The organism is Dysgonomonas hofstadii (genome assembly GCF_014196915.1).
GTDB lineage: Bacteria > Bacteroidota > Bacteroidia > Bacteroidales > Dysgonomonadaceae > Dysgonomonas > Dysgonomonas hofstadii.
In genome coordinates this window covers 152,221-178,473 of sequence record NZ_JACIEP010000004.1, presented here as the reverse complement: position 1 = coordinate 178,473, position 26,253 = coordinate 152,221, and the positions used below count along the sequence as shown (strand labels likewise).

The 26,253-nt window shown below is 40.5% G+C and carries 13 protein-coding genes; 1 reads left to right on the top strand and 12 read right to left on the bottom strand.

Going from position 1 to position 26,253, the window contains the following annotated elements:
* Positions 1–73: 73 nt before the first annotated feature.
* The 3 genes from GGR21_RS06730 to GGR21_RS06720 are packed head-to-tail and all read right to left on the bottom strand — an operon-like array spanning position 74 to position 5,472.
* Complete coding sequence (locus GGR21_RS06730; RefSeq protein WP_183306435.1) at positions 74–349, bottom strand: hypothetical protein; 276 nt, start codon at positions 347–349, stop codon at positions 74–76.
* On the bottom strand, positions 350–3,934 hold the full coding sequence (locus GGR21_RS06725) for a glycoside hydrolase family 2 TIM barrel-domain containing protein (protein WP_183306434.1): 3,585 nt from the start codon (positions 3,932–3,934) through the stop codon (positions 350–352).
* Between the two features lie 56 nt (positions 3,935–3,990).
* The gene (locus GGR21_RS06720; protein ID WP_183306433.1) at positions 3,991–5,472 is read right to left on the bottom strand and encodes a glycoside hydrolase family 125 protein; all 1,482 of its coding nucleotides are present in this window, start codon (positions 5,470–5,472) and stop codon (positions 3,991–3,993) included.
* Positions 5,473–5,828: 356 nt separating this feature from the next.
* On the opposite strand from GGR21_RS06720, the gene GGR21_RS06715 reads away from it, so the two are divergent.
* Positions 5,829–8,357 (top strand): Kelch repeat-containing protein, encoded by a 2,529-nt coding sequence (locus GGR21_RS06715; protein WP_183306432.1) that lies wholly within the window; start codon positions 5,829–5,831, stop codon positions 8,355–8,357.
* A 205-nt stretch (positions 8,358–8,562) separates the two neighbouring features.
* Here the strand turns inward: GGR21_RS06715 and GGR21_RS06710 are convergent, their stop codons facing one another.
* The 9 genes from GGR21_RS06710 to GGR21_RS06670 form a co-directional block, all read right to left on the bottom strand.
* Positions 8,563–11,085 carry a glutaminase family protein gene (locus GGR21_RS06710; protein WP_183306431.1) on the bottom strand — a complete coding sequence of 841 codons (2,523 nt, stop codon included), beginning with the start codon at positions 11,083–11,085 and terminating at the stop codon, positions 8,563–8,565.
* A 46-nt stretch (positions 11,086–11,131) separates the two neighbouring features.
* The gene (locus GGR21_RS06705; RefSeq protein ID WP_183306430.1) at positions 11,132–12,274 is read right to left on the bottom strand and encodes a glycoside hydrolase family 76 protein; all 1,143 of its coding nucleotides are present in this window, start codon (positions 12,272–12,274) and stop codon (positions 11,132–11,134) included.
* Between the two features lie 9 nt (positions 12,275–12,283).
* Positions 12,284–14,470, bottom strand: coding sequence for a hypothetical protein (locus tag GGR21_RS06700; RefSeq protein WP_183306429.1), 2,187 nt, complete (start codon positions 14,468–14,470; stop codon positions 12,284–12,286).
* 128 nt (positions 14,471–14,598) lie between these two features.
* Positions 14,599–15,585: a DUF4973 domain-containing protein gene (locus GGR21_RS06695; protein WP_183306428.1), complete on the bottom strand. Its 987-nt coding sequence runs from the start codon at positions 15,583–15,585 to the stop codon at positions 14,599–14,601.
* Between the two features lie 17 nt (positions 15,586–15,602).
* Positions 15,603–17,675, bottom strand: a complete 2,073-nt coding sequence (locus GGR21_RS06690) for a RagB/SusD family nutrient uptake outer membrane protein (protein WP_183306427.1) — start codon at positions 17,673–17,675, stop codon at positions 15,603–15,605.
* A 7-nt stretch (positions 17,676–17,682) separates the two neighbouring features.
* Entirely contained in the window at positions 17,683–20,796 is a 3,114-nt protein-coding gene (locus tag GGR21_RS06685; protein ID WP_183306426.1) for a SusC/RagA family TonB-linked outer membrane protein, read from the bottom strand.
* A gap of 29 nt (positions 20,797–20,825) precedes the next feature.
* Complete coding sequence (locus GGR21_RS06680; protein ID WP_183306425.1) at positions 20,826–22,226, bottom strand: IPT/TIG domain-containing protein; 1,401 nt, start codon at positions 22,224–22,226, stop codon at positions 20,826–20,828.
* 360 nt (positions 22,227–22,586) lie between these two features.
* A complete protein-coding gene (locus tag GGR21_RS06675) occupies positions 22,587–24,077 on the bottom strand; it encodes a glycoside hydrolase family 76 protein (protein ID WP_183306424.1) in 1,491 nt (496 codons plus the stop codon).
* An 84-nt stretch (positions 24,078–24,161) separates the two neighbouring features.
* On the bottom strand, positions 24,162–26,237 hold the full coding sequence (locus GGR21_RS06670) for an MSCRAMM family protein (RefSeq protein ID WP_183306423.1): 2,076 nt from the start codon (positions 26,235–26,237) through the stop codon (positions 24,162–24,164).
* Between the last annotated feature and the right edge of the window lie 16 nt (positions 26,238–26,253).

Genomic DNA, 26,253 nt, shown 5'->3' with positions numbered 1-26,253 from the left:
TGTTGCCCGACACATTTTTTTGCTATCAGCTTTTTATTAAAATTGTTAAAACTTGACAAAGTTGACACATATTTCATTTTTTATTTTCTTCTGTCATCCCGAGGAACGAAGGATCTTCGTTGTCAGATGCTTCGCTTCGCTCCGGCATAACAAGTAACAAAACCTGACAAACAACGTTCGGCAGAGCAAAGCGGAGCCAATTAGCTACTCTACGTTCCGATGAACGTTGTTTCTTACATGTTTTATCCTCTTTATTTTTCATCTCTTTCATTTTCACATTGGCATATTGCCACATTCGCTCATTGTTTTCTTCATTGATAAAGTTTCCAAAGAAAAATGCAATTACCATCTAGTGTTTCAATTTACTAATTCTGAACGAGTAACTTACACTCTGAGCCTTGGGCACCTGATACTCGGGTAATGTAACAGGGCCGCAACTAGCATTGCCTACCCCTTCCTGAATACAATCCAGATTCAAATACACTTCAGCCCGGCGGATATCGTCTAATTTAAAATGGTTTACAGCTTTCCACAATACCTCATCTGTAAAATGTAACGCACTGAAACTTAAACGGTCTTTAGATTCTATTCTCAAACCAGCGTTATTTCCATCCGATATTTCAATAAACCTTATATCTTCCCTGTTTCCCATGCTCTGCGTTCTTACATAATGTTCCTGTTCCATTCCAGTAACAGTTGTATTATATAAGCCAAAGAATGCCGAATGTTTTCTGTCTGAATAATTCTCATGAGGCCCACGCCCATAATATCTGACATTTTCCATTTCGGGAGAAAGAACAACCTGTAATCCCAGCCGGTGAACTGCCGGATCGGCAGGAGAAGAAAAGTTCGCGTCTACATCTATGACACCATTGGCATAAATCCGGTATTTTACCTGATATGGAATTTCCACAAGCTTATCTTTTTGTATCGTAGCAGTAGCCGATGTCAATACTATTACCGACTTTCCGTCTTCCGACTTTTTCCATGTGAATAGTATTTCACTGTTTTTCACCGGATAGTATTTTTGATCAGCATACTTATCATTATTGATACTTCTGTACCAGTTCAGATCAAACCCTTTTTGCTCATGGAGCATTTCATTGTTATCGAATTGCAAGGAAATCATTTTTCCTGTTTGGGTATCGAATACTGTTTTAAAATCAGAACCTTGTAAAGACAGGGTATTGCCTTTCTCGGTCACTTCTATTTCTGTTAGTCCGGCATTATCGACCGGAGTCAGTAATGACCGCCTTGTAAGGGCAAATTGTTCCGAAGCCACTATATGTCCCACTTTAGCCCAATTCCGATCTCCCTTTAACGAGAAATATACATTAAGATGATATTCCTTCCCTGCTTCCAGATTCCTGTTAAAAGGAATTGTCAACACCGTTTTATCATCCGGATCGAGAAATACAGGAGCAAGTGTTCCCGACTCGGATATCACTCCATCTTTCAATACTTCCCATGATATATTAAACTCTTCGAGGTTTATAAAATCATATTTATTCTCCACACCTATTTTTCCACTGCCTATGGCTAAGGGATATAACTTGATATACTGATAAATTTTCTTTACCTCCAGCAACTTCGCTGTAATTCTTCTATCGGGTGTAGTTAACCCGTTACAAACGAAATCGAAGTCATTCGGTTTATCGCCAAAGTCCCCGCCCAGATAATACTGATCGGCAGGTTTTCCGTACATATTTATACCCTGATCGACCCAATCCCAAATGCAACCACCGATTAACCTCTGCGACTTATTTTCTATATAATCCCAGTATTCGGCCAGATTACCTGTAGCATTTCCCATAGAATGAGCGTATTCACAGATGAAGTAAGGCTTATCCGAATCCCGTTGATCAAACGACGCCATACTTTCCATCGACGGGTACATCTGCGAATCGATATCGGCAGATTCATTTCGCCCTTCATAATGCACGAGGCGCGAAGGATCAAGTTCACGGGCAAATTTGCACACCGCATCATAGTTTTTCCCGTTGCCTCCCTCATTACCCATCGACCAGAAAATAACAGACGGATGGTTCTTATCCCTGTGGATCATTCTTTCTACCCGATCCTTAAATGCCGGAAGCCAGCTTGGATTATCCCCTATCGAATAGTTACCATGATTCTCCAGGTCTGCTTCATCCATTACATACAACCCGTAATAGTCGAACATGGCATACATGCGCGGATCGTTAGGGTAGTGACTGGTGCGTATCGTATTCAGGTTGTGCTGTTTCATCAGCAGTATATCCTGACGCATAGATTCCGTAGGAACAGCTTTTCCGAACTGAGGATGGATATCATGCCTGTTTGCTCCTTTAAAGAAGACCTGCTTATTGTTTATATATACCCGTTTGTTCTTAATCTCAATCTTACGAAACCCGAATTTAGAGGACATAGCCTCTATTACATTACCATTCTGATCTTTCAGTGAGATTACAGCAGTGTAGAGATAAGGCTGTTCGGCAGACCATAGCGAAGGATTGTTTATAACAGCCTTCATGCTGCCGACCATATTCTCTTTCGATTTCAGTTCTTTCATATTTTGTACAAAACGAACAACTTCTTTTCCTCCGGCATCTAACAGTGAAACGTCGACTGTAGTTACCGGAGATTTTTTCTTGCCATAATTTTTCACATCGGTCTCTACAATGAAAGAAGCTTTGGAATAGTCATCTCCTGTAAATTCAGATTTAAGGAAATAATCTCTCACATGCACCTTGGGTGTCGCATACACATACACCGGACGATGAATCCCGCTCAAGCGAAACATATCCTGATCTTCGATATAACTACCGTCTGTCCAGCGATAAACCTCCACAGCGATCACATTATTGCCCGCTTTCACGTAATCGGTAATATTAAATTCGGCTACATTGTTCGCGCCCTGACTATATCCGACTTTCTTCCCGTTTACCCACACATACATACCACTATATACACCATCGAAATGAAGGAAGATCTCTTTCGCGTCCCAATCCTGTGGCACATTAAAATTCCGGCGATATGACCCTACCGGGTTGACTTCTATTTCGTTGGTATACCCCCGTTGAGCTTGTATAAACGGAGGGTTGTTCTTGAAAGGATAAGTAAAGTTGGTATAAATAGGTGTTCCATACCCGTGCATTTCCCAATTAGAGGGCACAGGTATCTCTTTCCATGCCGAAACATTATAGCCCGGCTTATAGAAATCTTTCGGGCGTTCGGAAGGTTGTTTCACCCAATTAAATTTCCAGTTGCCATTCAATGATAACATTAGCGGAGAAGACGGTTCTTCCCACGGCTTGTCGAATGTTTTATCTGCTTTCAGGCTCTCTACTGAAGGGAAAATATAATATGTAGCATGCCCGGACTCTTTATTGACAGCAAATATTTCTTCATTTTCCCAATCATTTTTGCTCTTCCTTTTCTCTCCTTCTTTTGGTGCTTCCATTTTAGCAGGAACCAATCTCCATAAACCGGAAACACCGGGCAACTGGTAAACATTTGTCCCTTCTGCATCTTCACCTGTAAATGCAAGGTTCATACCACTGTTTCGCTGGGTAATAGTATACGCCCCGGTTCCTGTAACAGTCAGTTTCCAGTGCTGGTTTGTATTTCCGGCATCGGTACTCCATTGAATAAGCTGATTTCCGTTCCCCGATGCTTTATTGGCATTATCTACCGATTTATTAATAAAAGGATTGGATATAAGATAATAACCATTATCAAGTTTTGTTAACTTCCATGCCTGCCCTTCATTTTTCTTACGGTCTTTAGCCAAAAACAAAGGTGCATTATCAGCCGGATTATCCATATTATCGAGAACTAAACCCGAGGGGCTGACTAATTTATACAGGATGTTTATATTTATTTGGGAATGTATGTCTACTCCCGTAAACAGAAACATGGATAGAATAAAAATAAATAATCGAGGTTGTTTCATGATATATATTTCAAAACGGAAATAAAGCTCCCCTGAAAAGAGGATGTTGATTGATATTACTTATTTTCTATGCTGTTCAACAAATCAACTTTACCCTCATTCACCAATTTAAGAATAAGTTCCCCAAATAAAGTATTTTGCCAAGCGAACCAGGCACGGGTAAAGTTAGCAGGGTCATCTTTATGAAAAGATTCGTGCATGAAACCTGTCCCTGCATCGGTATCCATTAGTAGTTTTATACACCATTTGATCTCTTCGTCATCCCGACTGGTAAAAGCTTTCATCATTATGCTCATCGGCCACACCATATCATAACCGATATGTGGTCCACCGATACCTTCCCCGGCTTTACCCCTGAAGAAATAAGGATTATCTTCACTCCACACAAACCTTCTTGTATTTTGATAAACAGGGTCATTAACATCCACATCGCCAAGATAAGGCATGGCCAGAAGGCTTGGAACATTAGCGTCATCCATCAGCAGATGATTGCCAAAACCATCTACTTCGAATGCATAAATCGTCCCATATTTAGGATGATTATATGTCGCATATTTCTTCAAAGCAGTTTCTACTTCTTGGGCCAGTTCTGTACATTCCTCAGACAATATCGCATTTTTATTTACCGCTGTCAATATTTCGGCAGCCTTACGTAATGATGTTACTGCAAAAAAGTTTGAAGGGATAAGGAACTGAAGTGTTGTGGCATCATCCGATGGACGGAAAGAAGATACGATCAATCCTACAGGGTTTATAGGAGCGCCCAATCCGTCATTATTGAGCGTATCGAGGGCTCTTTCTGTTTTCCGTTGGAATTTGTATGGACCCACACCATCCTTTCGTTGTTGTTCTTTGAGTGTCTTCAGTATATTTACAATCGCATTCAGCCACTCTTCCTGAAAAACGCTTGTATCGCCTGTTGTCTTCCAATACTGATAAGCCAGGCGGATAGGGTAACATTGAGAATCTATCTCCCATTTGCGCTCATGTACTCCGGGCTTCATATCGGTGATGTCAGACTTCCAGTGACCTGTTTCATTGGTATCGGTATAGAATGCATTAGCATAACGATCTAGATTAATACTGCTAAACTGACGCAGGATAGTACCTGCCAGCATCTCTTGCAAAGCAGGATCTTCATTGGCAAACTGCACATAAGGCCACACCTGCGCGCCCGAATCGCGCAACCACATAGCATGGATGTCTCCTGTGTAGACACTTGTATCGGGCTTACCATTTACTTTGGAAAACCTGACTGTGGTATCAAGGGTGTTTGGAAAACAGTTTTCGAACATCCATGCCAATTTCTTGTTGGTAAGAAGTTTCTTAATCCTGACTATTTCATTTTCTACTGCTGTAGATGAAAATAATCTGTCTTTTTTAGACGGACGGTTTGTCGTATAAGCATAATCTGTACTAATACGGCTTACAACATTTGTATTATCCACCGGAAGCGTCCATTCGGATGCATGCAGGTTTCCTGTCAGCAGAAAAGCAGTGACTATAGCGCCATACAGTGTATAATTCTTTTTTTTCATAAAAATATCAGATATTAAGTGTTAAATAATAATGCAATTATTTCGAAAAGCTTCCATTTGCAAAAATGCACGATTTCTGTAATATATGAAAACTATGCTGACAAATATAAAACGTTAATCTTATTTTTATGGTTATCTAAGGATTAAAAAAGGGTTATTGAGACTTTCATTACATTAACCTCAGACATAACGTATTTTCTTTTTAGAAACTGTATATCTTCTCAAAAAGAAAATAATATATCATACCACCTTCCATAAAGTAAAGATAGGGCGGCTTTTTCTGATTTTAGATATTTTGCTTCTGAAATTTCATTAATAAGTTCTAGTTGTTTATCTTTGTGTAAAGCCTGAAATTAATGAATAAGCTTAGCCATATGAGTTTTCGGACAATTGCTGTACTTCTTTTATTCCTGATATATGCTTCACCTTCTTTTCCTCAAGGATTACATATTAAAGGGAATGATGCCCTTATTGATGAAAGATCGTCCTATAATGTATTTGAGAAGATTTCGCCTACATTCAACAACATTCTGATTTTAGATTTTGAAATTATTCCGGCACGATCCAGAGGTAGTATCGTACGCATAAAGGATGACGAGGCCGGTTCTGTATATAATATTTCATACAATGAAGAGGGGGATATATCAACTTTCAAACTGAACCACGAAGGCCGGGATAATCTAATATCCATATCATTAAAAAAAGACATACTGAAAGGCAATCAATGGATTAAGGCATATGCCGAATTTGATATGATAAAAGACTCCGTAAAACTACGTATAAACGAAAAAGAAGTTTCGATAAGTCTGAAACAATCCCAAAATACGTGGAATCCTCACATCTACTTTGGACGGAGTGAACATGTCATTGATGTACCGGATTTTAAACTGCGCAATCTGATTGTCAGAGATAACGATAAAACTTATTTTTTCCCTTTAAACGAAAGTGAAGGTGAATCGGTTCACGATTCTAACAGGAAGATTACAGGACATGTAACAAACCCAGTATGGCTTATCAACGACGCTTATCACTGGAAGTTAGGACCATCATTCTCTTCCAGGAGAGTAGCCGGCTCCAATTTCAATCCCACCACCCAGGATATTTATTATTTCAATGAAGATTCCATAACTGTTTATAATGTACGTACAAACAGGAGAAGAGCCCATAAATACCATAATAGATGTCCGATGGAAATGCGTCTGGGAACAAATTTTATGGATCAGAAAAACAATAGATTATATATTTATGAGGTAGCAGACCCTGTTTCCGGTAACATTACAATAGCTTATCTGGACCTGCATAATTATGAATGGACAACTGTTTCTTCCGAGGTTTTACCTATGCAATTACATCACCACAGTAATTACATGGACGCAGAAAACGGTCGTTATATAATTTTTGGAGGATTTGGGAGAACATCATATTTCAACAATTTTTATTCATTTAACCTGCATCTAAATCATTGGGAAAAACTGGAGTTTGGAGGAGATACAATCACTCCGCGTTATTTTACTTCAATGGGATATAACGAAGCCGACAAATGCCTTTATCTCTTTGGAGGGATGGGTAATAAAGCCGGAGACCAGACTGTAGGCCGTGTATATTATTATGAATTATATAAAATAGATACAAACATCGGAAAAATAGAAAAGATATGGGAGATCCCGTGGAACAAAGAAAACGCAGTTCCTGTGAGAAATATGTTTTTCCCTAATAAAGATCAGTTCTATATATTATGTTACCCTGAACATGTATCCCATTCGTTCCTCAAATTATACAGATTCTCAACCGCAGACGGGGCATATAAAATACTTGGTGACTCTATACCAATTTTATCAGAAAAGATTACCACAAATGCCAACATATATTATAATATGCAATCAAACGAGCTATTATCCATAGTTCAAGAGTTTGAGCGTGATGATAGAGCCTCTACAGCGAAAGTATATTCTATTTCTTTTCCTCCCGTAACAGAGGAAGAACTGACATTTTATAGTGAGAAGGAAAAAAGCAGTAAAGTCTGGATAATGATTCTTATCATCGGATTAATAATATTACTGTCTTCAGTTTTTATGCATAAGAAAAAAAGAAAGCATGGACAAGATATCAATGCTGTACTACAACGAAAAAATATACCAGAACACGATACAACAGCCAATGTTCAGACGAAGAGAACAGAACCTAATTCAATTTACCTGTTTGGTGAATTTTCCTTGATTGACAAACACAACCGGGAGATAAATTACATGCTTAGTTCAAAGTTACGGCAGGCCTTCTTCCTCATTCTTTATCATAGCCTGGACAAAGGAATAACCTCTCAGGACTTTAGCAAGATACTATGGCCTAACAAGTCTTATGAGATGTCTAAAAACTCAAGAGGGGTGACATTAAACAATTTAAGAAAAATACTCGGCGATCTGGATGGTACGAATCTTGTACACGATAAAAGATCGTATAAAATAACGTTCTCTGATGAGTGCTATTGCGATTACCTTGATTGTTTGAATATCGTTTCAGGAAATAATCCTGAAGAACATATGGATAAATTCATATCAATCATATCGAGAGGCAAATTTTTAGAATCTGAAGACTCTCCTATACTCGATCCATTCAAGGGATATATTGAGAGTAAAATAGAATCTACAATGTATTACTATATGGAGAAAGCCTATACATCGGGAAATTATACTGCAACAGTTTCTCTTTGCGAAAGCTTCTTCAATATTGATCCCCTGGATGGGACTTCTTTGCAATATTTAATTAAATCTTTATCCAGGCTTGATCTGAAAGATGAGGCTAAACGCAGGTATTATCTTTTTACTACAGAGTATAAAAAAACAATGGGAGAAGAATATGACAAACCTTTTGCCGATCTTTTGAGGTAGTAGCCTGCGATATATTTAAATATACTTATTTATCATTTGTATTTTATATCCATCCCTATACGTACAGGATAATAAATAATCCAGGAAGAAACTTTAGTTATATATTTTCAACTAAAGTTTTTTCCTGGATTAACCAATATGCCAAAGCTTTTAAATAGCAACAGCGAATAACCAAGCTTACCGTTTCATAGAATATAAATAGTTTTTATTTATTATTCAGTTTATCAGCCAGCATTTTGATATAATATCCGCCAACTACCGAACGGGCCCGGAAGCCGCGATGCTGAGGCTTGTCCGTCCATATCCAGTCAGACATTGGTATACGATCTGTTGTCTCGTTATAGAACTTGTATAACGGAGAAATGAACTTATTAAATGTCACGTTATCATCAGCCAAAGTCGCAGTCCATATAATCCAGTCAGACTTTGTATATTCGCGACGGCTATCCAACGGAAGCCCGTATATATTCTGCTTAGTCAGATAATAAGCTATTTCTGTTTGAATTACTGATTCAGGGAAAACATTGTATTTTAGCAATTTATCCCACACCATATTATACTTTTGACTCCATGTTCCCGGTTTGTCGAATGTGAGGCGATAGTGATCTCCATCATCAGCCATTTTCATCCATTCCTGAGCCATCTCTTTCGCCTTATTCGTATACTTTTCTGCAACATCTTTTTTACCTAGCATATCGGCCAGATAACCATAAGATGCAATACCCATAATCGCTTTAACCGAAAGGTTTACATTGTGGGCAAAATGTCCGGCAAAATCATCCGTACACAACTGATTCTCCGGATCAAGTCCTTTTTCCACCAGATAGTCAGTCCATATGGTAAGTATCTCCCAGTGTTTTTCCGCATATTTAGCATTACCTTCTACGGCAGCAATGGCAGCAGTAATGGCAAGCATATTTCCACCTTCCTCTACCGGCATATCACCGCCGTAAGTTTGTCCGTTAGCCAATGGATAAGTACCGACATCGTGTGCAGGAAACGGTTTTGTCCATTTGCCACTCTCACTATAGAAGAAGATATGATTCATTAAACCTTTCGCCAGTTCAGGATTATAATACAGGAATAATGGAGCTGAAGGATAAGTTATATCCACCGTCCCTATCGATCCGTTACTATTGTTCTCTTTCGATAACCACAACAGATCTTTATTAGGAGCCTCTACCAGTTTGTGGGCAGAAATGGCCTGACGGTAAGCTAAAGCACACAGCTCGGCATACTCTTTACCGCCCGACGCTGTCGCTTCTTTCATCAGTTGTGCGTCGAAATCAGCACATTTAGCCATTATATATGAATATTCACTCACGGCAGCCTGTATCTGATCCAGAATAGTTAGGTTTCCACTACGGTTCCAGTAAGGTCGCAGGTTTTCTCCGAAATACTGGATCGAATAAAGGTCGTCATAAGCCAGCATCATATATCCTGTGGAATAATCCGCACCAACTGTACCCAGTTTATGAGCTATAGACAAGGCTTCCATACTTTCGGTGAGATCGCCGCTAACACTTGGTTCATATGTATTGCTCAGAGCCCCGTTTTTCACAAATTGTTCCTGTACAGCTGTTGAAACACCAATGGCCGAAGTCACATTATTTTGTTTAGGCGCGGCAAAGTAAACATATCCCCAATCGATGCGAACATTATCACCGCTTTTACCTAATATATCCTGCGATTTGGTTCCCGATTTCAACAGATGCAGACTACCATTGTCTACAAGTTCACTTACTACTGGCTGATGGATCTTATCCTGTGCCCATTGCGGACTTCCTTCAAAATATACGGAAACATCATGGTTAGCTCCATCAATAGATTTAACCTGATATGTCATATAGCTCACAGGACGTGACATCAGGTCGAGATTATCCATCAACAAAGGGGTAGTAAATATAAGATCCAATTGCACTCCTCCAGCATCAAAAGTATAGAATGTACGTGTAGGTAGCACGTCTACACTTTTTTGCTGAGCTGTTTGAGCAAATTTCTGTTCATTATCTTTACGCATCCAAATACCAAAATCAAGAAAACTTTCGCCACCACCATCGTGACAATGAGCCGCAATAACGTTTTTTCCCGGTTTCAAAAACTTCTTATCATCATCGGATATCCGGTACATCACGCCTGCCCGCGCCGAGTTCCCGGTATTTACTACCTGATGACCATTGATATAAAGCTCCAGTCCATCATCGTGTGAATATTCGATGAAAAGATCGCGGTCTATCATCTCAGCATCAATATTTACTTCGCGGCGAACCCAGATATCCGGAGTTCTCCAGCTTGTAATAGCTTTTAACCGGCCAGGAGAGCCGAAAGAACCTTTTCCTTCTTTCCACGAAGCATCGTTATATTCCTCATTAGTCCATTCACCTTTAGGTTCATCCGTAGTATAACGGGCAGCCCATTGTTCCTTTTCGAATGTTGGGACAATCATCCGCATAGGCACCTTTTCCTCTCCCATAAAACGATAATTTTTTCCATCCACTTGTATTACGCCAATCAGATGCTGACTTTCCCCTGTCCAGTGATGAATAGGTCCATCATATAAATTATCGCTGAAAGACCAGCCGCTGGTATAAGGATCAACCATTATGAGCGGATAAGCCGGAGGCCGCAGGTCTATCTTTGTCGTTGGCTGATAAACTTTAGCTTGTTGGGCACACCCTATAAGAGTAATCCCAGATAATGCCAAGGCAAAAATGTTTTTAAGTTTCATCTTTTTAAATTAATGGTTTATAATAAGATAGTTAATTTCATATAAATCATCGAACAGGCCTGATCACTTGCATCAATGCGGGACATGTACTGGCGTCATATACCTCAACAGCACCTGTTGGGCAGAATACGGATACATCCTTGTATGTAATATTTCTAACCACATCTCTCCTGCTCCAGGCTGCATCGATATTAGCCTGCATCCAATCGGCATATTCAGGCTTGTTACCATCCTCGATAAGGAGAATAATATACTGTGCAAATATAGCACCATATATTCCCTGTTCTACCCCTGTTTTGAACGGAAGCATTCCCTCTGCAGTACACATTGTGTTTTTCACATAATCAGCAGCGAGTACAGCATCATCCAGGTAACGTTGTTCACCTGTTTCCTTATACAACATCATAGCAGCACCTATGCAGGTTCCCTGATTATATAACTGTGCTTTCCAATGAGGAGTGCTATTCCCATGCTTTGAATCTGCGACTAACCCTGTTTCTTGATCGAACAAATTGGCTGATGACCATTTATAGATTTCTTTAGCCTTGTTCAGATAATCTCCCTTTTCTGTAGCATTGTATAATGCCATCGCGGCAATAACCGTAGGATAGTTTATACAAGCCATCTTCCCGTCATTAGCAGAACGGCGCGACGGATCATTTTCTATCCACCGCCAAAACATACCTCCATTTTTAGGATCGTACGAACCCGGATCTTTCACAACAGGAGAACCTTCCCATACTCTTTTAAATCCGGATTCAGCATAATCGAGATATTCCTTGTTTCCAAATTCTTCATATCCCCGGGCAAGGGAGATAATCCACCACATAATATCATCATAAATGAACCATACTTTTCCATTGTCCCAATCGAAAGTCGCATAATGCGATTTATTTCCTGCATATATATCATCTACCATTTGTTTATGCTTGGTGCTCTTTGTTCGTTTGTAAGCATTCACGGCCATATCCCAGTATATTGCCTGAGTCCAGATGGCGGCTACACCTCTTTTATCCGATTTACCGGCATATATTCCTTTCGATTTATCGAAAAAGGTTTCGTGAAAAGCGTCAATAGCAAGAGTAGCATCCGCATTGGTATATGTTATCACTGTCTTTCCTGTTTTAGAAGAATTACACGATAAAAATACAAATATGACCAAAATAAAACAAGGTATAAATCTTTTCATTATAAGTACTTAATAAATGATCTCAACTGAAATTCCGTCCGGATTATTTTCAAATTTAATTAATGTTGTATTGCTGTTTTTGTCCCATTCCCATGTAGCAGTAGCCAACAGGCTGCCATCAGGGTTGGTTATAATACATTTTTGAGGGCGATTTGGCAATAAAATCCGCATGATATTAGTAGTTTCCACAGGACTTTTTGCAATAAACGAATACAAGTTTTTTGCTCGTTTCTCTTCACTTATCCTAGCAGCTGTAGCCAGTACCTGAGGATTTTTTTTATCTTTTACACTTTTAATATTAAACAACATAGACTGATTACCGGGTTGTACTGTCTTTTCGGTAAGGATTGGCAATAAAGGATCGAATAAGTCAATAAACAACCCTTTTATAGTGAATATCCCATCACTCACGCTTTCATCCACTACTGATATCAATTCATAATTACCCCGTGTAAGGTGAAAATTATTCTTGAAATGAAGTGTACCAGCTTTAGCCACATTCTCATACAGTTTTTTTGTAACTTCAATCAGTTTGGCATCTCCCCCTGCACTCAGGACATATTCCTTCGGATCTTGACGGATAATATGCACAGTCCCTTTTCCCACTTTATATTTCCCTTCTGCAGGAGAAGCTCCAAGTCCCAGTTTTTCGAACAGGTGAGCCGATGCTGTAGGATAATCCATACCATCCAGATTCCACCATTCTCTTACTGTCTGAAAAGGATCGTTGTCTCTCCCATTGTATATTAAAAGTCCACCTTCTTTAATCCATTTAGCCAAGTGATCATGAGCATTTTTGCCTAATGGCTTCATATTGGAATAGGTCATCAATAATATCTTCGTATCTTTCAGTGTTCCGGTATATTCCAGATTCTCTATATGAGCAATATTTACAGGTATTCCCTTTTTAAGAAAGGGCAAAACCAATCCATAGAAATTGGCAAGCTGCGGGTCATCATAACCGTCGTGGGTAGGAAAACGCTGAAACATAAGTGAATTACCCATCAGGACACTTATTCCGGCTGAGCCACTGACCTTATTGTTTGAGACAGGCATGTCGTTGAGGGTATTAATCATTACCTGCATCTGGGTAGAGTAATCCTTTGGAATACGGGCTTTCTCCTTGCTACCTTTCGACACGCTGTATAATCCTTCGTATATCCGTTCAGGCCAGGGCATTATCTCATAGTTAGCCATATTGGGATAAAGCAACTGAGCTGTAAATGTAGCCTGATAATTACGCCGGTAATCTTCCCAATCACGAGGCCAATCCTCAATCGGATCGGTAAGAAAGAACATTTTACGGCCTGTGGGAGCTGTCATCGACTCCATACTTCCGTATTCGAGGAAAGCTGTTTCAAATACACGTTCTTTTTTTATTCCGTTATAATAGTTTGGCTCACGCGATGTACCTGTCCATACCTGAGCAATGTATCCGTCTACACAAGGCAAAGATGCAAGACTGGCTTCCGGACTGACTATTTGCCATTGAGAATAGTTGACAAGGGAGTGAGTAGGTACATAACATTTTACATCCATTCCTTTAGATTTTCCATATTCTTTAGCATAGGTGAAAACATCATCAAGTGCCCGGTAATAAAGTTCGTATTTCAATTTATTGGCAAGCCATGTATTTTCTGGACTTTCGTGTTGTGCACGCCAGGGAAAACCATAATATTCCTGCCATTCTTTTTTGAAAGCGTCGCTATATCCGGCACGAGCCCAGAATTCGGGTTCTTCCATAAAGATAGCGCCAATTCCGGCATCTATAACACGCTTTATATGTTTTTCTTTTAGATAATTCAGAAAGTTTTTCGAAGGTACCAGATAGGGTACAAGGCGGCCGTGCCACAATGTATCGCCTGCTTGTGTAACCTGCCCTTCATCGAGATGCCATTTGCCATCCCATTCACCCGTAAAATAATCCTGATATTCCCCCCATGCTATACCAGTCATGAAATGGGTTATATATCCTCTGTCGCGCCAGGATTTCACACGTTCTTCGAAAGGAATTCTTTTCGATTTATCGGAGGGGTTTCCGCCCACGCCATATATCATCACGGCATCAGCCCTGTTGTCGATCGTAGGCCTCCATTCCCGTGAAGTTTGAAATGTTGTTTTAACCTTATCGGGAATTTGAGCCCCGAGTGGAAGTCCTATTGCCAATAGGCATATAATGAATGTTTTCTTCATCATAGGTATCAGGTATATTATCCATCGCAAATAAAGATTAATATCTACGAGGAAATTTAGTTTAAATAAGGATACTGCCACCATGAATGGCAATACCCTTATTTACAAATATTTATTATATAACTACTTACTTAATCCCATACTATGGCCTGATCTTCATCAGGTATCTGGATATTGATTTTCCGTTGTAATGCAAGTGAACCTACTACATAATAATCGATAGAAAGTCCTGTAACCGTCGTATAATCAGTATATTCATATTCTATATCGAGTATAATATTCCTGTTTTTCAGATAAGGCAAAGTTGCATCCATTTCTTCGCTAATCGAATATACAGGTGTACCTATCACATTCAGATTGATTGCAGGATTATCAGTATATATTGTCAATGTTTGACCATCATCATCATTAAACCTGACAAATATCTTATAATACTCACGATCTGTCCTGTCTTCATCAACTAGTCCGGCATAGAAGAATATCGTTTTCGAGTCTACGACATAAGCGACCTTCGTGTCAATTGAAATACCTCCGGTCGTACTTCCTTTGAAATATGTCATAAATGTAGTAGAACTGTAACTTCCCGAATAATCGTTGAATGGAACGATACGCAGTAAAGCTTTCCGGTAGTCTTTCCGCTCATTCACCTGATAACTGCCATCTTGTGACTCCAGTATAGTAAGGGGCAAAACCCACTTATGCACCAGATCCAAATTAGTCAGGGAAAATGAAATTGGCAACAATCCTGTATTTTGCCCGGCCGTAATACTTGCTGTTTCAGGTATTGAAAAGTATTCCGAGGTCAACTCTTGATAATACAATTCGGTACGGGTACTAAACCGTGCTTCATTCAAATCGACCAATGTATCAGGGTCTATTGCTACACGTACGGTCATATTGTTGTCATTCGTTGTTGTTCCGCTGACAACCAACGGAAGCTGGTAAGTTACCTTTCCATCATCCTTGTAGCGTAAATAGATAGAGGTTACCCCTTGCGAGTTGATAGGAGCCTTGAAAGAGACCAGATGCGTGAACTGTTCATCTTCCCAATCGCTGTTACAAGACACGCACAATACGAGTGCTGTCAGAATTGATAATATAGCGTTTATCTTTTTCATATCGTTGAATATCTGGATTAGTCACCATAAGTCCAACCCGGATTCTGGGTCAGGCGTTTATTTCTTTTTAATTCTGTTTGGCTGAGAGGCCAGAACCACATTTTTTTGGAGAATGTAGTCGGTAATGAAGTCACTACTATCGGCGTATGGAATATATCTCTCTGTTCAACCGTAGCATATACATTGTATCCGTAAATAGGCAACGACTCTTCTACCTGAGCATCCATCCAGCGGCGCAAGTCGAAATAGCGATGTCCTTCTCCCATGAACTCGACCTGACGTTCGCGTTTTAGCTTGGCGCGAAGATCATCCTGGCTACTATATACGGCTGCTGTATAATCAGGTAATCCGGCTCTGATGCGTACCGGGTGGATACCTTTTTTCATTTCGTCCACATTGCGGCTAAGGGTGTAGGTTTTGCTTCCATCCCACGACGCTACGCTATGGTTACCGGTCAATTCATTCAACGCTTCGGCGTAAGTAAGCAACATTTCTGCATATCGTATAGCCGGTTCTGTTTTAGGTATAATGTTGCCGGTAGTCTGGTTCAGATATGTATCTTCAGGATGTATATATTTCATGATACCAATACCAGTACGTAACCATGCTGTACCATTGGAATATCCGCTGGCAGCACCGCGGTAATAAAATACCTGTTGGTTTCTCTTACTTTCCAGAGTTTCGTTCAGCAAGTACCACCATGCTCCGTTGTAAGCTACCGATGCGTAGAAACGTGGCTCACGGTTGGCAAATTGCAAGGAAACATTTGCTCTCAATGGCTTATATTGCTCAAGGCTGGCTGCATCACTACCTACATATCCTGTTAGACGCGCACTCCCGTCTCCACGGCCAATTTCCCTGTCCTTGCCCGGAACATCAGTACCATCACTCATATAATAAGCATCGCATTGCTTCATTGTCAGCCCGTGCGTATTATTACCTGAACCCTGTACCGGTAACTGATGTATCACCATACGGTCCATACCCAGATCGACATTCTGACCTCGTGTAAAAATAAGTTCGATATTACCATAAAGCGAAATTGAACCATTGAATATAGTACGGTATGATTCGACCGGATCGATATCTTTCCAGCCATTCGGCCAGTTCTTATTAGCAAACTCCTGATTTTCTGAAGTGACAGGAGGTGTGATTGTAGGAGGGTAACCCGAAACGCTATCAGTTCTTACCCCGGCAGTATACAAATCATATACGCCCATTTCCATCACATCACGAGCTGCCGCAGCTGCTCTGGCCCATTTCGATTCATCGTATGTGCCCGATAATAATTGGCGTCCCTGGTCATCAACCAATTCCGAAACAAGGCTTCCTGCTTTTCCGTTTGCTAATGGACTGGCAGCAAACAATAATACCTTGGCACGCAGGGCCAATGCCGCTCCGCGGGAAGGACGGGCTGAGCCTAACTGATCCTGTTTCAAAGGCAGGTCTTTAGCTGCCAACACCAATTCACTGGCTATGAAATCGGCACATTCTTCGTATGTATTACGGGGCATGGCTACTTCGTCGTATTCCAATGTATAATCGATACCTTCCTCCGGCAAAATAGGAACCGGACCAAACAGGCGGAGCAGATGCCAATAAAAATAAGCTCTGAGAAAGCGTGCTTCAGCTTTCGTAGTTGCTATTTCTTGCAACGACATTTCCTCATTCATGTATATATTCTGTATAAAAATAGAAGCCTGTCTGATTCCCTTGTATGCATCAGTCCATACATTACTGGTTACATTGCTTATATTGCTACCAGAATCACTCGATGTACCTAAGGTACCTTCTTCTGAGTACTCACCATTCTTCCACATCTTATAGGCATCTGTACGGTCTCCGAAATACATATCATCGGCAAAATTAAATGGAATCCATTCTTTGCTACATACATCAGAGAGGTATCCATGTCCGAGGTAATAATATGTATTGGCAAGCCATTCCCTTGAATAATCCTCGTTTTTAAACACATCTTCAACCGTCAGGCGATCCTGGAACAGGTAATCGGAGTCCAGATAGTCAGAACAGGATCCGAATGAGATCACAGTCCCTATTGCCATTGATATTATATAATATATTTTCTTCATAATTATTTTACATGTTAATGGTTAAACCTAATGTAAGGGTTTTAGATAATGGATATTTTATACCATCAGAGCTTCCCATTTCAGGATCCCACATTTTGAAACTAGAGAATGTGAGCAGGTTGGTACCTATAAAAAATATTCTTACGTTATTCATCCTGATCTTATTGGTCAGCTGTTTCGGAACAGTATAGCCTACTTCTACCGTTTTCAGGCGCAGGTATGCTCCATTACGCAACCAATATGTAGATGCCTGGTAGTTATTGGCGTTTCCTCCGTAACTCAGGCGAGGGTATTCGGCGTTAGGGTTTTCGGTAGACGGATCGCCTGAAATATCGGCAGAAATCCAGCGGTTGGAGTTTGCCATTTCAGTGAATATATTACCCCATCCTGTAGTCGACCTGAACATATACACATTAGAACCATTGATAAAGAATGAAGATTTTCCAGCTCCCTGGAAGAGTACACTGGCATCGAAGCCATTCCATTGCGCCGAGAATCCAGCTCCATAGATAAGGTTAGGCACTGTTGTGGCTCCGATAGCTACGACATCGTTACTGTCTATTACCCCGTCTCCGTTCACATCCTTGTATTTGATATCGCCGGGCATTACGTCTGAGCCGAAGTTCTGAACAGGGCTGTTGCGGATATCTTCATAATCTTTGAATAAGCCCAAAGAAATCAACCCCTTGGCCTGATTCATCATATAGCCTTTTTCCATCAGGTAGCTGTAGTAGCTGTTTTCCTCATCTTTTTCTAATACTTCATTTTTGGCATAGGTTATATTACCGCGTACCGTAAGGTCTACTTTTCCTATTTTATGTTGGAATTTGAAATTTCCATCAAACCCCCGGTTTCTGGTTTTCCCTACGTTTGCATAAGGATTGGTGCCCAACCCCAACATAGATGGAAGATAACGACGCATCATAAAGATTCCTTCCACACGGTCATCAAAATAGTCGGCTGTAAGGGAAAATTTATCGTTGAATAGAGATATGTCGATCCCGAGGTCTTTCTTAGTAGTGATCTCCCATGTGATATATGGTGAAGCCACATAAGTGATTGTTTTACCGCTATATGTATTTAACCCTCCGTTTACATCGGCGTATTCATATCCGCTTGCACTACCAATCGTGTACAAAAACGGAAAACGGTAAGCATGATCACTTGTATCATTATATCTGTCATCGCTGCTTGAATATATAAGCCCGTCATTACCTACTTTTCCGTAAGAATAGCGAATCTTAAACATATCAAGCCATTTCACATTATTTTTCACAAAAGATTCTTCTGCAATATTCCATCCTCCCGAATAAGCTGGGAAGAACCCGAACCGGTGCCCTTCAGAAAAGTTTTCCGAACCGGTATATCCGAAGTTGAATTCGAGGAAATAACGATATTTGTACCGGTAAGTGAGGCGTCCGGCCAGACTTTGGTTGCGGAGCGCAATCCCGTTTTTAATCTCAGACGAAATGTTTACAGTCTGTATCTTTGATCCCTGGCTATATCTTGCTGTTGCACCCACATTGTGATCTCCAAATCCACGATCGTAGTATAGATTGGCCTCGAGAAACTCGTTGCGTTTCCCGGTTGAAGAAGATTCCTGATACAGCTCGCTTGCTGTAGATACGCGGTTGTATATAATCTCCCCGTTGTTGCGGAAACGTTCGGCTTTCCACTGTTCAGGCCATTTTTTACGGTCTATTCTACTCGAGTTTTGAGTATCGTATCCCAATTTCGCAGAAAAGCGCATTCCTTGAGTAATGAAAGCCAGATCTTGTTCGAGGCTCAGATTTGTCTGTATGTTGTTTTTCCAGTTTTCCCGATAACCAGTCATAGTAGCCATTACCCATGGGTTCGTGCGATCGCCTGTGCCGAAAGTCGGCACATATCCGTTCGAGTAAAGGACCGGAGTAGACACAGGGTTATATCCCATAAGTGAATTCCATATATCGTCGCTGCCCAGTCCTGCATCGTTGTATTTCTCTAAGGAACCTGATACGCCTACTTTCAGTATAGTTGTCTTCGTGATATCGATATCGGTATTCATCCTGTAGTTCCATTTCTTATAGTTGGCATTGGTATCGTAATCTTTCAAGGTATCATCTACTTTATACATACCTCCCTGGTCGATATAGCTCCCCGATACATAATATCGCGCCGTATTTCCTCCCCCGCTCATGTTCAATGACGCGCGGTAGGTCATGGCTCCGTCTTTCAGCAATTGATCTATCCAGTCTACATTCGGATACAAGTCAGGGTCAAGTCCCATACGCATAAGTTCTATTTCGTCAGGTTGGTACATCACACTCTGATTACGGGTGGTACGGGCTTCATTTACCATTGTTGCGTACTGTACCCCATCTACAAAATCCGGTACTTTTGTCAGTTGACTATACATGGTTTCCACCTTCGCATTTATATTTATCTTACCTGATTTACCACGTTTGGTATTTACCAGAATTACACCGTTTGCCCCTTTCGACCCATAGATAGCAGTGGCCGATGCATCTTTCAGTACAGAGAATGATTCCACATCTTCTACATTGATTTCATTCAGGTCGCGTTCGAATCCGTCGACCAGAACAAGAGCCGAAGAGTTTGCCCCGAAAGTAGACATCCCGCGTATCCAGAATTCAGCAGTACTACCGGGCTTTCCCGAGGTCTGCATGGCGATAATACCCGGCACATTTCCGGCCAGGGAATTTGCTATATTACCTGTAGGATTCGTTTTTAAGGTTTCAGCATCGACATTGGTAATAGCTCCGGTTACGGTCAGTTTCTGCTGTACTCCGGTACCTGTTATCACCACTTCGGTTAACTTACTGCTTTCAGCTTCGGTCAGGGTAATATTTATAATACGATCTTTGACTACCACTTCCTGTTTTTCGAAACCTACATACGAAAAGACCAATTGCTGATAGGTTTTTACCTTGATATTGTATTTTCCGTCAATATCGGTAACCGTTCCCAAACCCGGAGAATCTTTGATTGAAATGCTAACACCAATCAGAGGCTCTTTGTTATTATCGACTACTGTACCTGTCACTTCAATGGTTTCTTGCGCCAATATGTTCATGGAGAATCCCAGAAGCAACAAACAAGCGATTAAATATTTCTTCATAATATTAGTGTATGTTTGTTTATCGTTAGTTAATCTTCCCAAGCTATTTTACGAACGCGATGATTATCCGTGTCCCCAACATAGAAAATGTCATTCACCTCATCATAAGCAATACCTTCAGGATTGTTGAAACGCGCCTCTTCGCGCAGGTCACCGTCTACATATCCGTTTACTGTATTATCAGCACTCACACTACCTCGTCCGGCAAATGTGGAAACGATTCCTTCGGGAGTTACCTTTCTGACGCAATGGTTTTCACGGTCGCAGAAATAGAAATCATACTCATCGGCTTTTCCTGCATACTCAGGATTTTTCACAAAGACACCCTGAAAAGGCCCCTGCAAGCGAGCCCTCTTGCCCACTCCATCTGCCCAGCCTTTGTTACTAGGGTCTCCACAAAACACAGAAGGGGTTGTGAAAGCTTTGGTTGTCCAATTATACTCAGACTTCATAATAGTACCTTTACCAGCAAGGCACAGATATGCGTAGTTGCCTGTAGGATGTATCAATATTTTATAATCCGTATCTGTGGATTGCACCTGGAATAATGCACTGCTTGTTATTTTCGTTTCCAAGTCGTACTGAAAGAGGCTCCCGCTTTCCTGATCAGCTATATACAATTCTCCATTGACAGGATGAACGGCCGATCCGCAACATCTTCTTGTCCCGGTTATAAGTGATGGAGAAGACTTGAATGCATTTGCCCGGGTAAGTATTCCGTTACTCTGAGCTGTACTACTTCGCCAGGTGGAAACTACCATAGAGTCGGCCGTCAGTGTCCATGAGATAGAACGCATGCGGTACATCACACCTCCGAGTCCCCCGTCGACATACATTGTGCTCAGGTATTTATTTTTAAGATCGATCAGACGACATGCTGTCTGGTCTCCCACCAAATAGAGGTGATTTGCATTTTTAGGATCGAACGACAACCAGCCAATTTTGGCTATCCCTCCGCAATTACCAAAAGGCCCGTCTTTGATTTCATATTCGCCCTTATCATCGACATCTCCTACAACCGTAGAAACCAATCTTTTCATTACATAGTCAAATTTAGAGGCTGCTGTAGTCCTCGCCTTTTCCATACCGTCGTCATCATAAATAATAATTTCGATAGTTCCTTCGCTGGCTTTCTTTGGCACTACAACATACAGGTAGTTGCCATTCGCCCCTACAACAGTAGCTCTGGCGCCTCCTATGGTTACTACTATATTGGCAGCGTTTGTCCCAAAATTATCGCCTGTCAACAATAAGCGTGTATTTGCGCCTCCGGTTTCGGGAGAAAATGAAGCGATAGCAACCGGCTTGTCAGGATTGAATTCCTGTCCATCGTTGTCATCCTTGCAACTTCCGAAAGAAAGAACTATCAGAGCCAGTAAAATCCAATGGACATACCAGTTCCTTTTTTTCATGGTACTTTTCGTTTTCATAGTGCACAAGTTTTTAAAGATTTAATGATATTAATATGTTTTATATTATTTGTCATAGTATCATTTGGTACACAGAGAGTCATTATTCTGCCTTTTACAGAGTAAAAAAGTGCCTGGAGGTTGTAATGAAATACGGCCTCTACATTATATATTACTCTGTAATATGTATAACTTCAAATGATAATTACTTAATCAAATACAATTTCTCGTTGCGAAATGGTTATCTATATATGCTTTTCATATAAACAAGGATAACACATTTAAATTATTTTTCAGATTAATTAAGGGTTAAAAATGAATTAATAAACAGATTTTTATAATAATCTTCAGATTTTAGGCTCCAAAATTAACAGACCGGCATCAATTTCCCCTACCCAACTCGTATTTCGCAAGTAATGCATACTCCGAGGCAAATGCAAGCGCAAACATTCCTCTTACATTATTTTCATTTTCGGTATTACTCCAGCCTGCTAGTAAATCGGATGGTAAAAAGCTTTTATAGAGAAATTTTCCGTAGCCATAATCGAGGTTCTTCTGGAAACTGTCAATATAGGCATCAACTCCGCTGTAAGAAGGATATACATCGAGATAGCCACGCATCAAAACTCCGTTAAACCAGTTGCGATGGCCGCTGAGATCGTAGGTATAATATCCGGCTACCTTGGTGCCAAGTGAGGCGAAATAGCTGAAGCTTGCATCCGAGAGTTTTTTTGCATCATCGAGATAAACATTGTCTCCCGTTACACGATAGAGATCAACTGCTCCCGATAACATTGTACCACTATTGTAGGTAATAGGCGGGCCTGCATTGTCAGTCAGATTTGCATGCTTACGGTATTTCACTCCATCGATAGTTTCGTAAGAAACATTTCCGCCCCCGCCCAACATATCGTTGTATACGCCACTAGACAACAACAGGTTATTCTTCTGCCAGTCATATACTTTCTTTGCGAAGGTCAGGTAATAATCACTTTTTTTCATGGTAGTGCTTACACGACTTTTATCTGCGGCAATATACAGGTATTCTATCTCATCATTTGTATCCTTATACAGCTCAGATAGCCATACCAAAGGACTAATAAATGGTCCATTGCTACATGCATGCTTCGATGTATAACCAGGCCCCCATGTGATGCCGCCATACTCTTTGCCATTACCATCTAAAGTACAATCCCAACCATCAAGAACATAATTTGTAAGGTATTCGGCTTCATACAAATATACAGGATCGTTTGTGAGCTTGTAAGCCTTTAATAATTCCCGTACCAGCCATTGCTGATCGTCATACACATTATTCTTATTATCAGTCCCCGTAACATTTGCCTGGCCTTTTACACTTCCTCTGGGAACAGCATACACAACCCAATTTTTTGTTTGTGTGTATGATGTCAGAGTAAATGATCCTTTATAGTAGGCTGCATTGTCGTACAGTTTAGAAAGTAACTTGGAATAACGACTGAAGTGTTCATCATATAATTCCGAATTGCCATACTCTTTAAAAGCTTTAAGCCCTTCCATAACAGTGTTGACAGCTTCAATAGCAGTGGTATAACCCCATATACTTTCCGTTTCGGTACGGGTTTCAGTATATGGATTGTAGTTTTTCGACATTATCATCCCATCCCCGGTAAAAAAGTAAGAGATAGCATTATCCACCAATTCGATAGATCGAATAAGGTTTTGTTCAGCAATTACTGGCAATTTAACCTGGATCGGGTCAGGATCGGGGTCGGGAGTAGGCGTTGGTTTATCTTCCGGTTCGGCAATAATTACATTATCAGTATGGCTGCACGCAGCCATAACAGGAATGAAACAAAGTATGGTAGCAATCGCAATAATTATTTTTTTCATCTTTAAGCCTAATTTCTTACACTTCCTGCGAATCTTTGCAGGCTATACTGCAAATGATTCGCCAGGAGTATAAAATATTTTCAATTATTTGAAGTCGATGCTATAAATTTGAACCTTGTTCTCACTAGTATCTTCAACGACATTATATACGCCAAGTACAAGCACAACATTGCTGTTATTAAATTGAGAGAGATCATATTCAAATACCGCATATTTCTCAGGTGCAGAACTGCTTCCGTCCTTATTACTGAACCTTACGCAGCCATTAATATTGCCCCCACTCCTGTCTGTTGTAGCATAAACAGCAGCAGCATCAGTCGCATTGATTGTGGCAGTTGTTGGTATAACATGAGTAACCGTTCCGTCTTCCTTTACAACCGACAGTTTAAAATATGTTTCACGATCGGGTCTACTACCACTATTGTCGGTACGGGCCTTTAACGTCATTTGATCATTAGATGTCGTGATAGCAAACTTAGAATAAATATATGCATGAGGTATAATACTGGATCCATTGCCTGTATTCGTCTTTATAGAATAGCCGCTACCATTGGTTACATCCGGCTCTTTATACAATGACACAGCACTCCATTCGCTTCCGACATGAGAATTCAGAGTCAGCCATGTGCGATAATCACTACTGGTACTCATCCCGGTAAATATTGTGCTTGTATTTAGCATAGTGGAACGAACCATTTCCTGAGTCAACTTCCATCCTGTCACAACTTCTGTACCTGGCATCCAGGCTGTTCCTATCACTTCTGTCTGAGCAAAGCGCAAAGAACGAATTACGAACTGCTTATAATAGTCTCCTGTTTGAGCACGGTAAATACCCACTGCAATAATAACTTCTTTACCTACATAATCACTTAAATCAAAAGAAAAGTCAGTATAGGTAGACGAACCATAGGTCTTGGTTTCACCAATTTTTACAGCAGTCGGTTTCATGGCTGAAAGATCTACAACTTGCACACCAAAATGCGCCGGAGATGCTGCATCAGCATCTTTAGTGTGCATTCTCAATGAAAGTATCTTGTTATCGGCTGTAATAGCCTTGCTTCCGTATATAAATGAATCGAATTTATTAAGATTGGCCGGGTTAGTCTGATCGGATGCTGTATTACGTATCCGTACAGTAGTACCTTCATTTTGCTCTTCCCAACTGCCGTAATAGTCAGATAACAGCAAATAGTTAACCGACTGATACCAGTGATAACTATCTTCTGAGTTTTTTCCACCTTGAAGCACATTGTAACGCCATTTGCGGGTCGAAGCAAGATCTTCAGCAGTCATATTGCCCAAAATTGTCAGATTATTAGCATCCATTGCCAGATTCAACGTAACTAATTTGTTTGCAAAGTCACCCGCTACAACAGTTTTTGTTTCGTCATAATAACCTTCTTTTGAGAATACAAGTGTATAATCTGTCTCATCAAGGCCTTTAAAGGCATATTTCCCATCAACATCAGTGGCAACTTCTTCATCTCCCATCTTAACTGTTACACCAGCTAAAGCCAGTCCGCTTTCGGAATCCGTTACTATACCTTCAATCACCGATTTAGGTTCCAATTGCATATCAAGAGTGGCAATACGGTCTACAAAATCGTCAGTTCCAACAGATCCTGTCGCAGGGAAATAGCCATCAGCACTGAATTCGACTGTATAGCTGCCTTTTTCAAAGCTTTCAAAGGCATATACACCGTTTGCATCACTGGTCACAGTTTCTCCATTCGAAACAACGGTGGCTCCGGCAATAGGCAGGCCTGTTTCAGCATCTGTTATCGTACCTGTTATTGCGCCAACGTCTTGTACCATCGATACATCCAACTCAAGATTATTCCTTATATCGAAATCACTTGTTTCAGCTACTTTCGTTACAGAAATATATCCAACCTTCTTAAATGTTATGGTATGTTCGCCCACAGAAATATTGTCAAGGCTGTATTGCCCGTTCTCTTTTGACACCGCAGTTCTGTCCATACCAGCTACAGACACAACAACATCGGAAAGAGAAATTCCCTGCTCATCTGTAACAACGCCGTGAAGTGTTCCTTTTCCTGTTGTGGTGTTATCATCATCATCACAAGAACTTGTCATGGATACTATCGCACCTAACAAGACCACTAACATTAGTGTTTTTAAAAGTCTGATTTGTTTCATATAATATTCGATTATT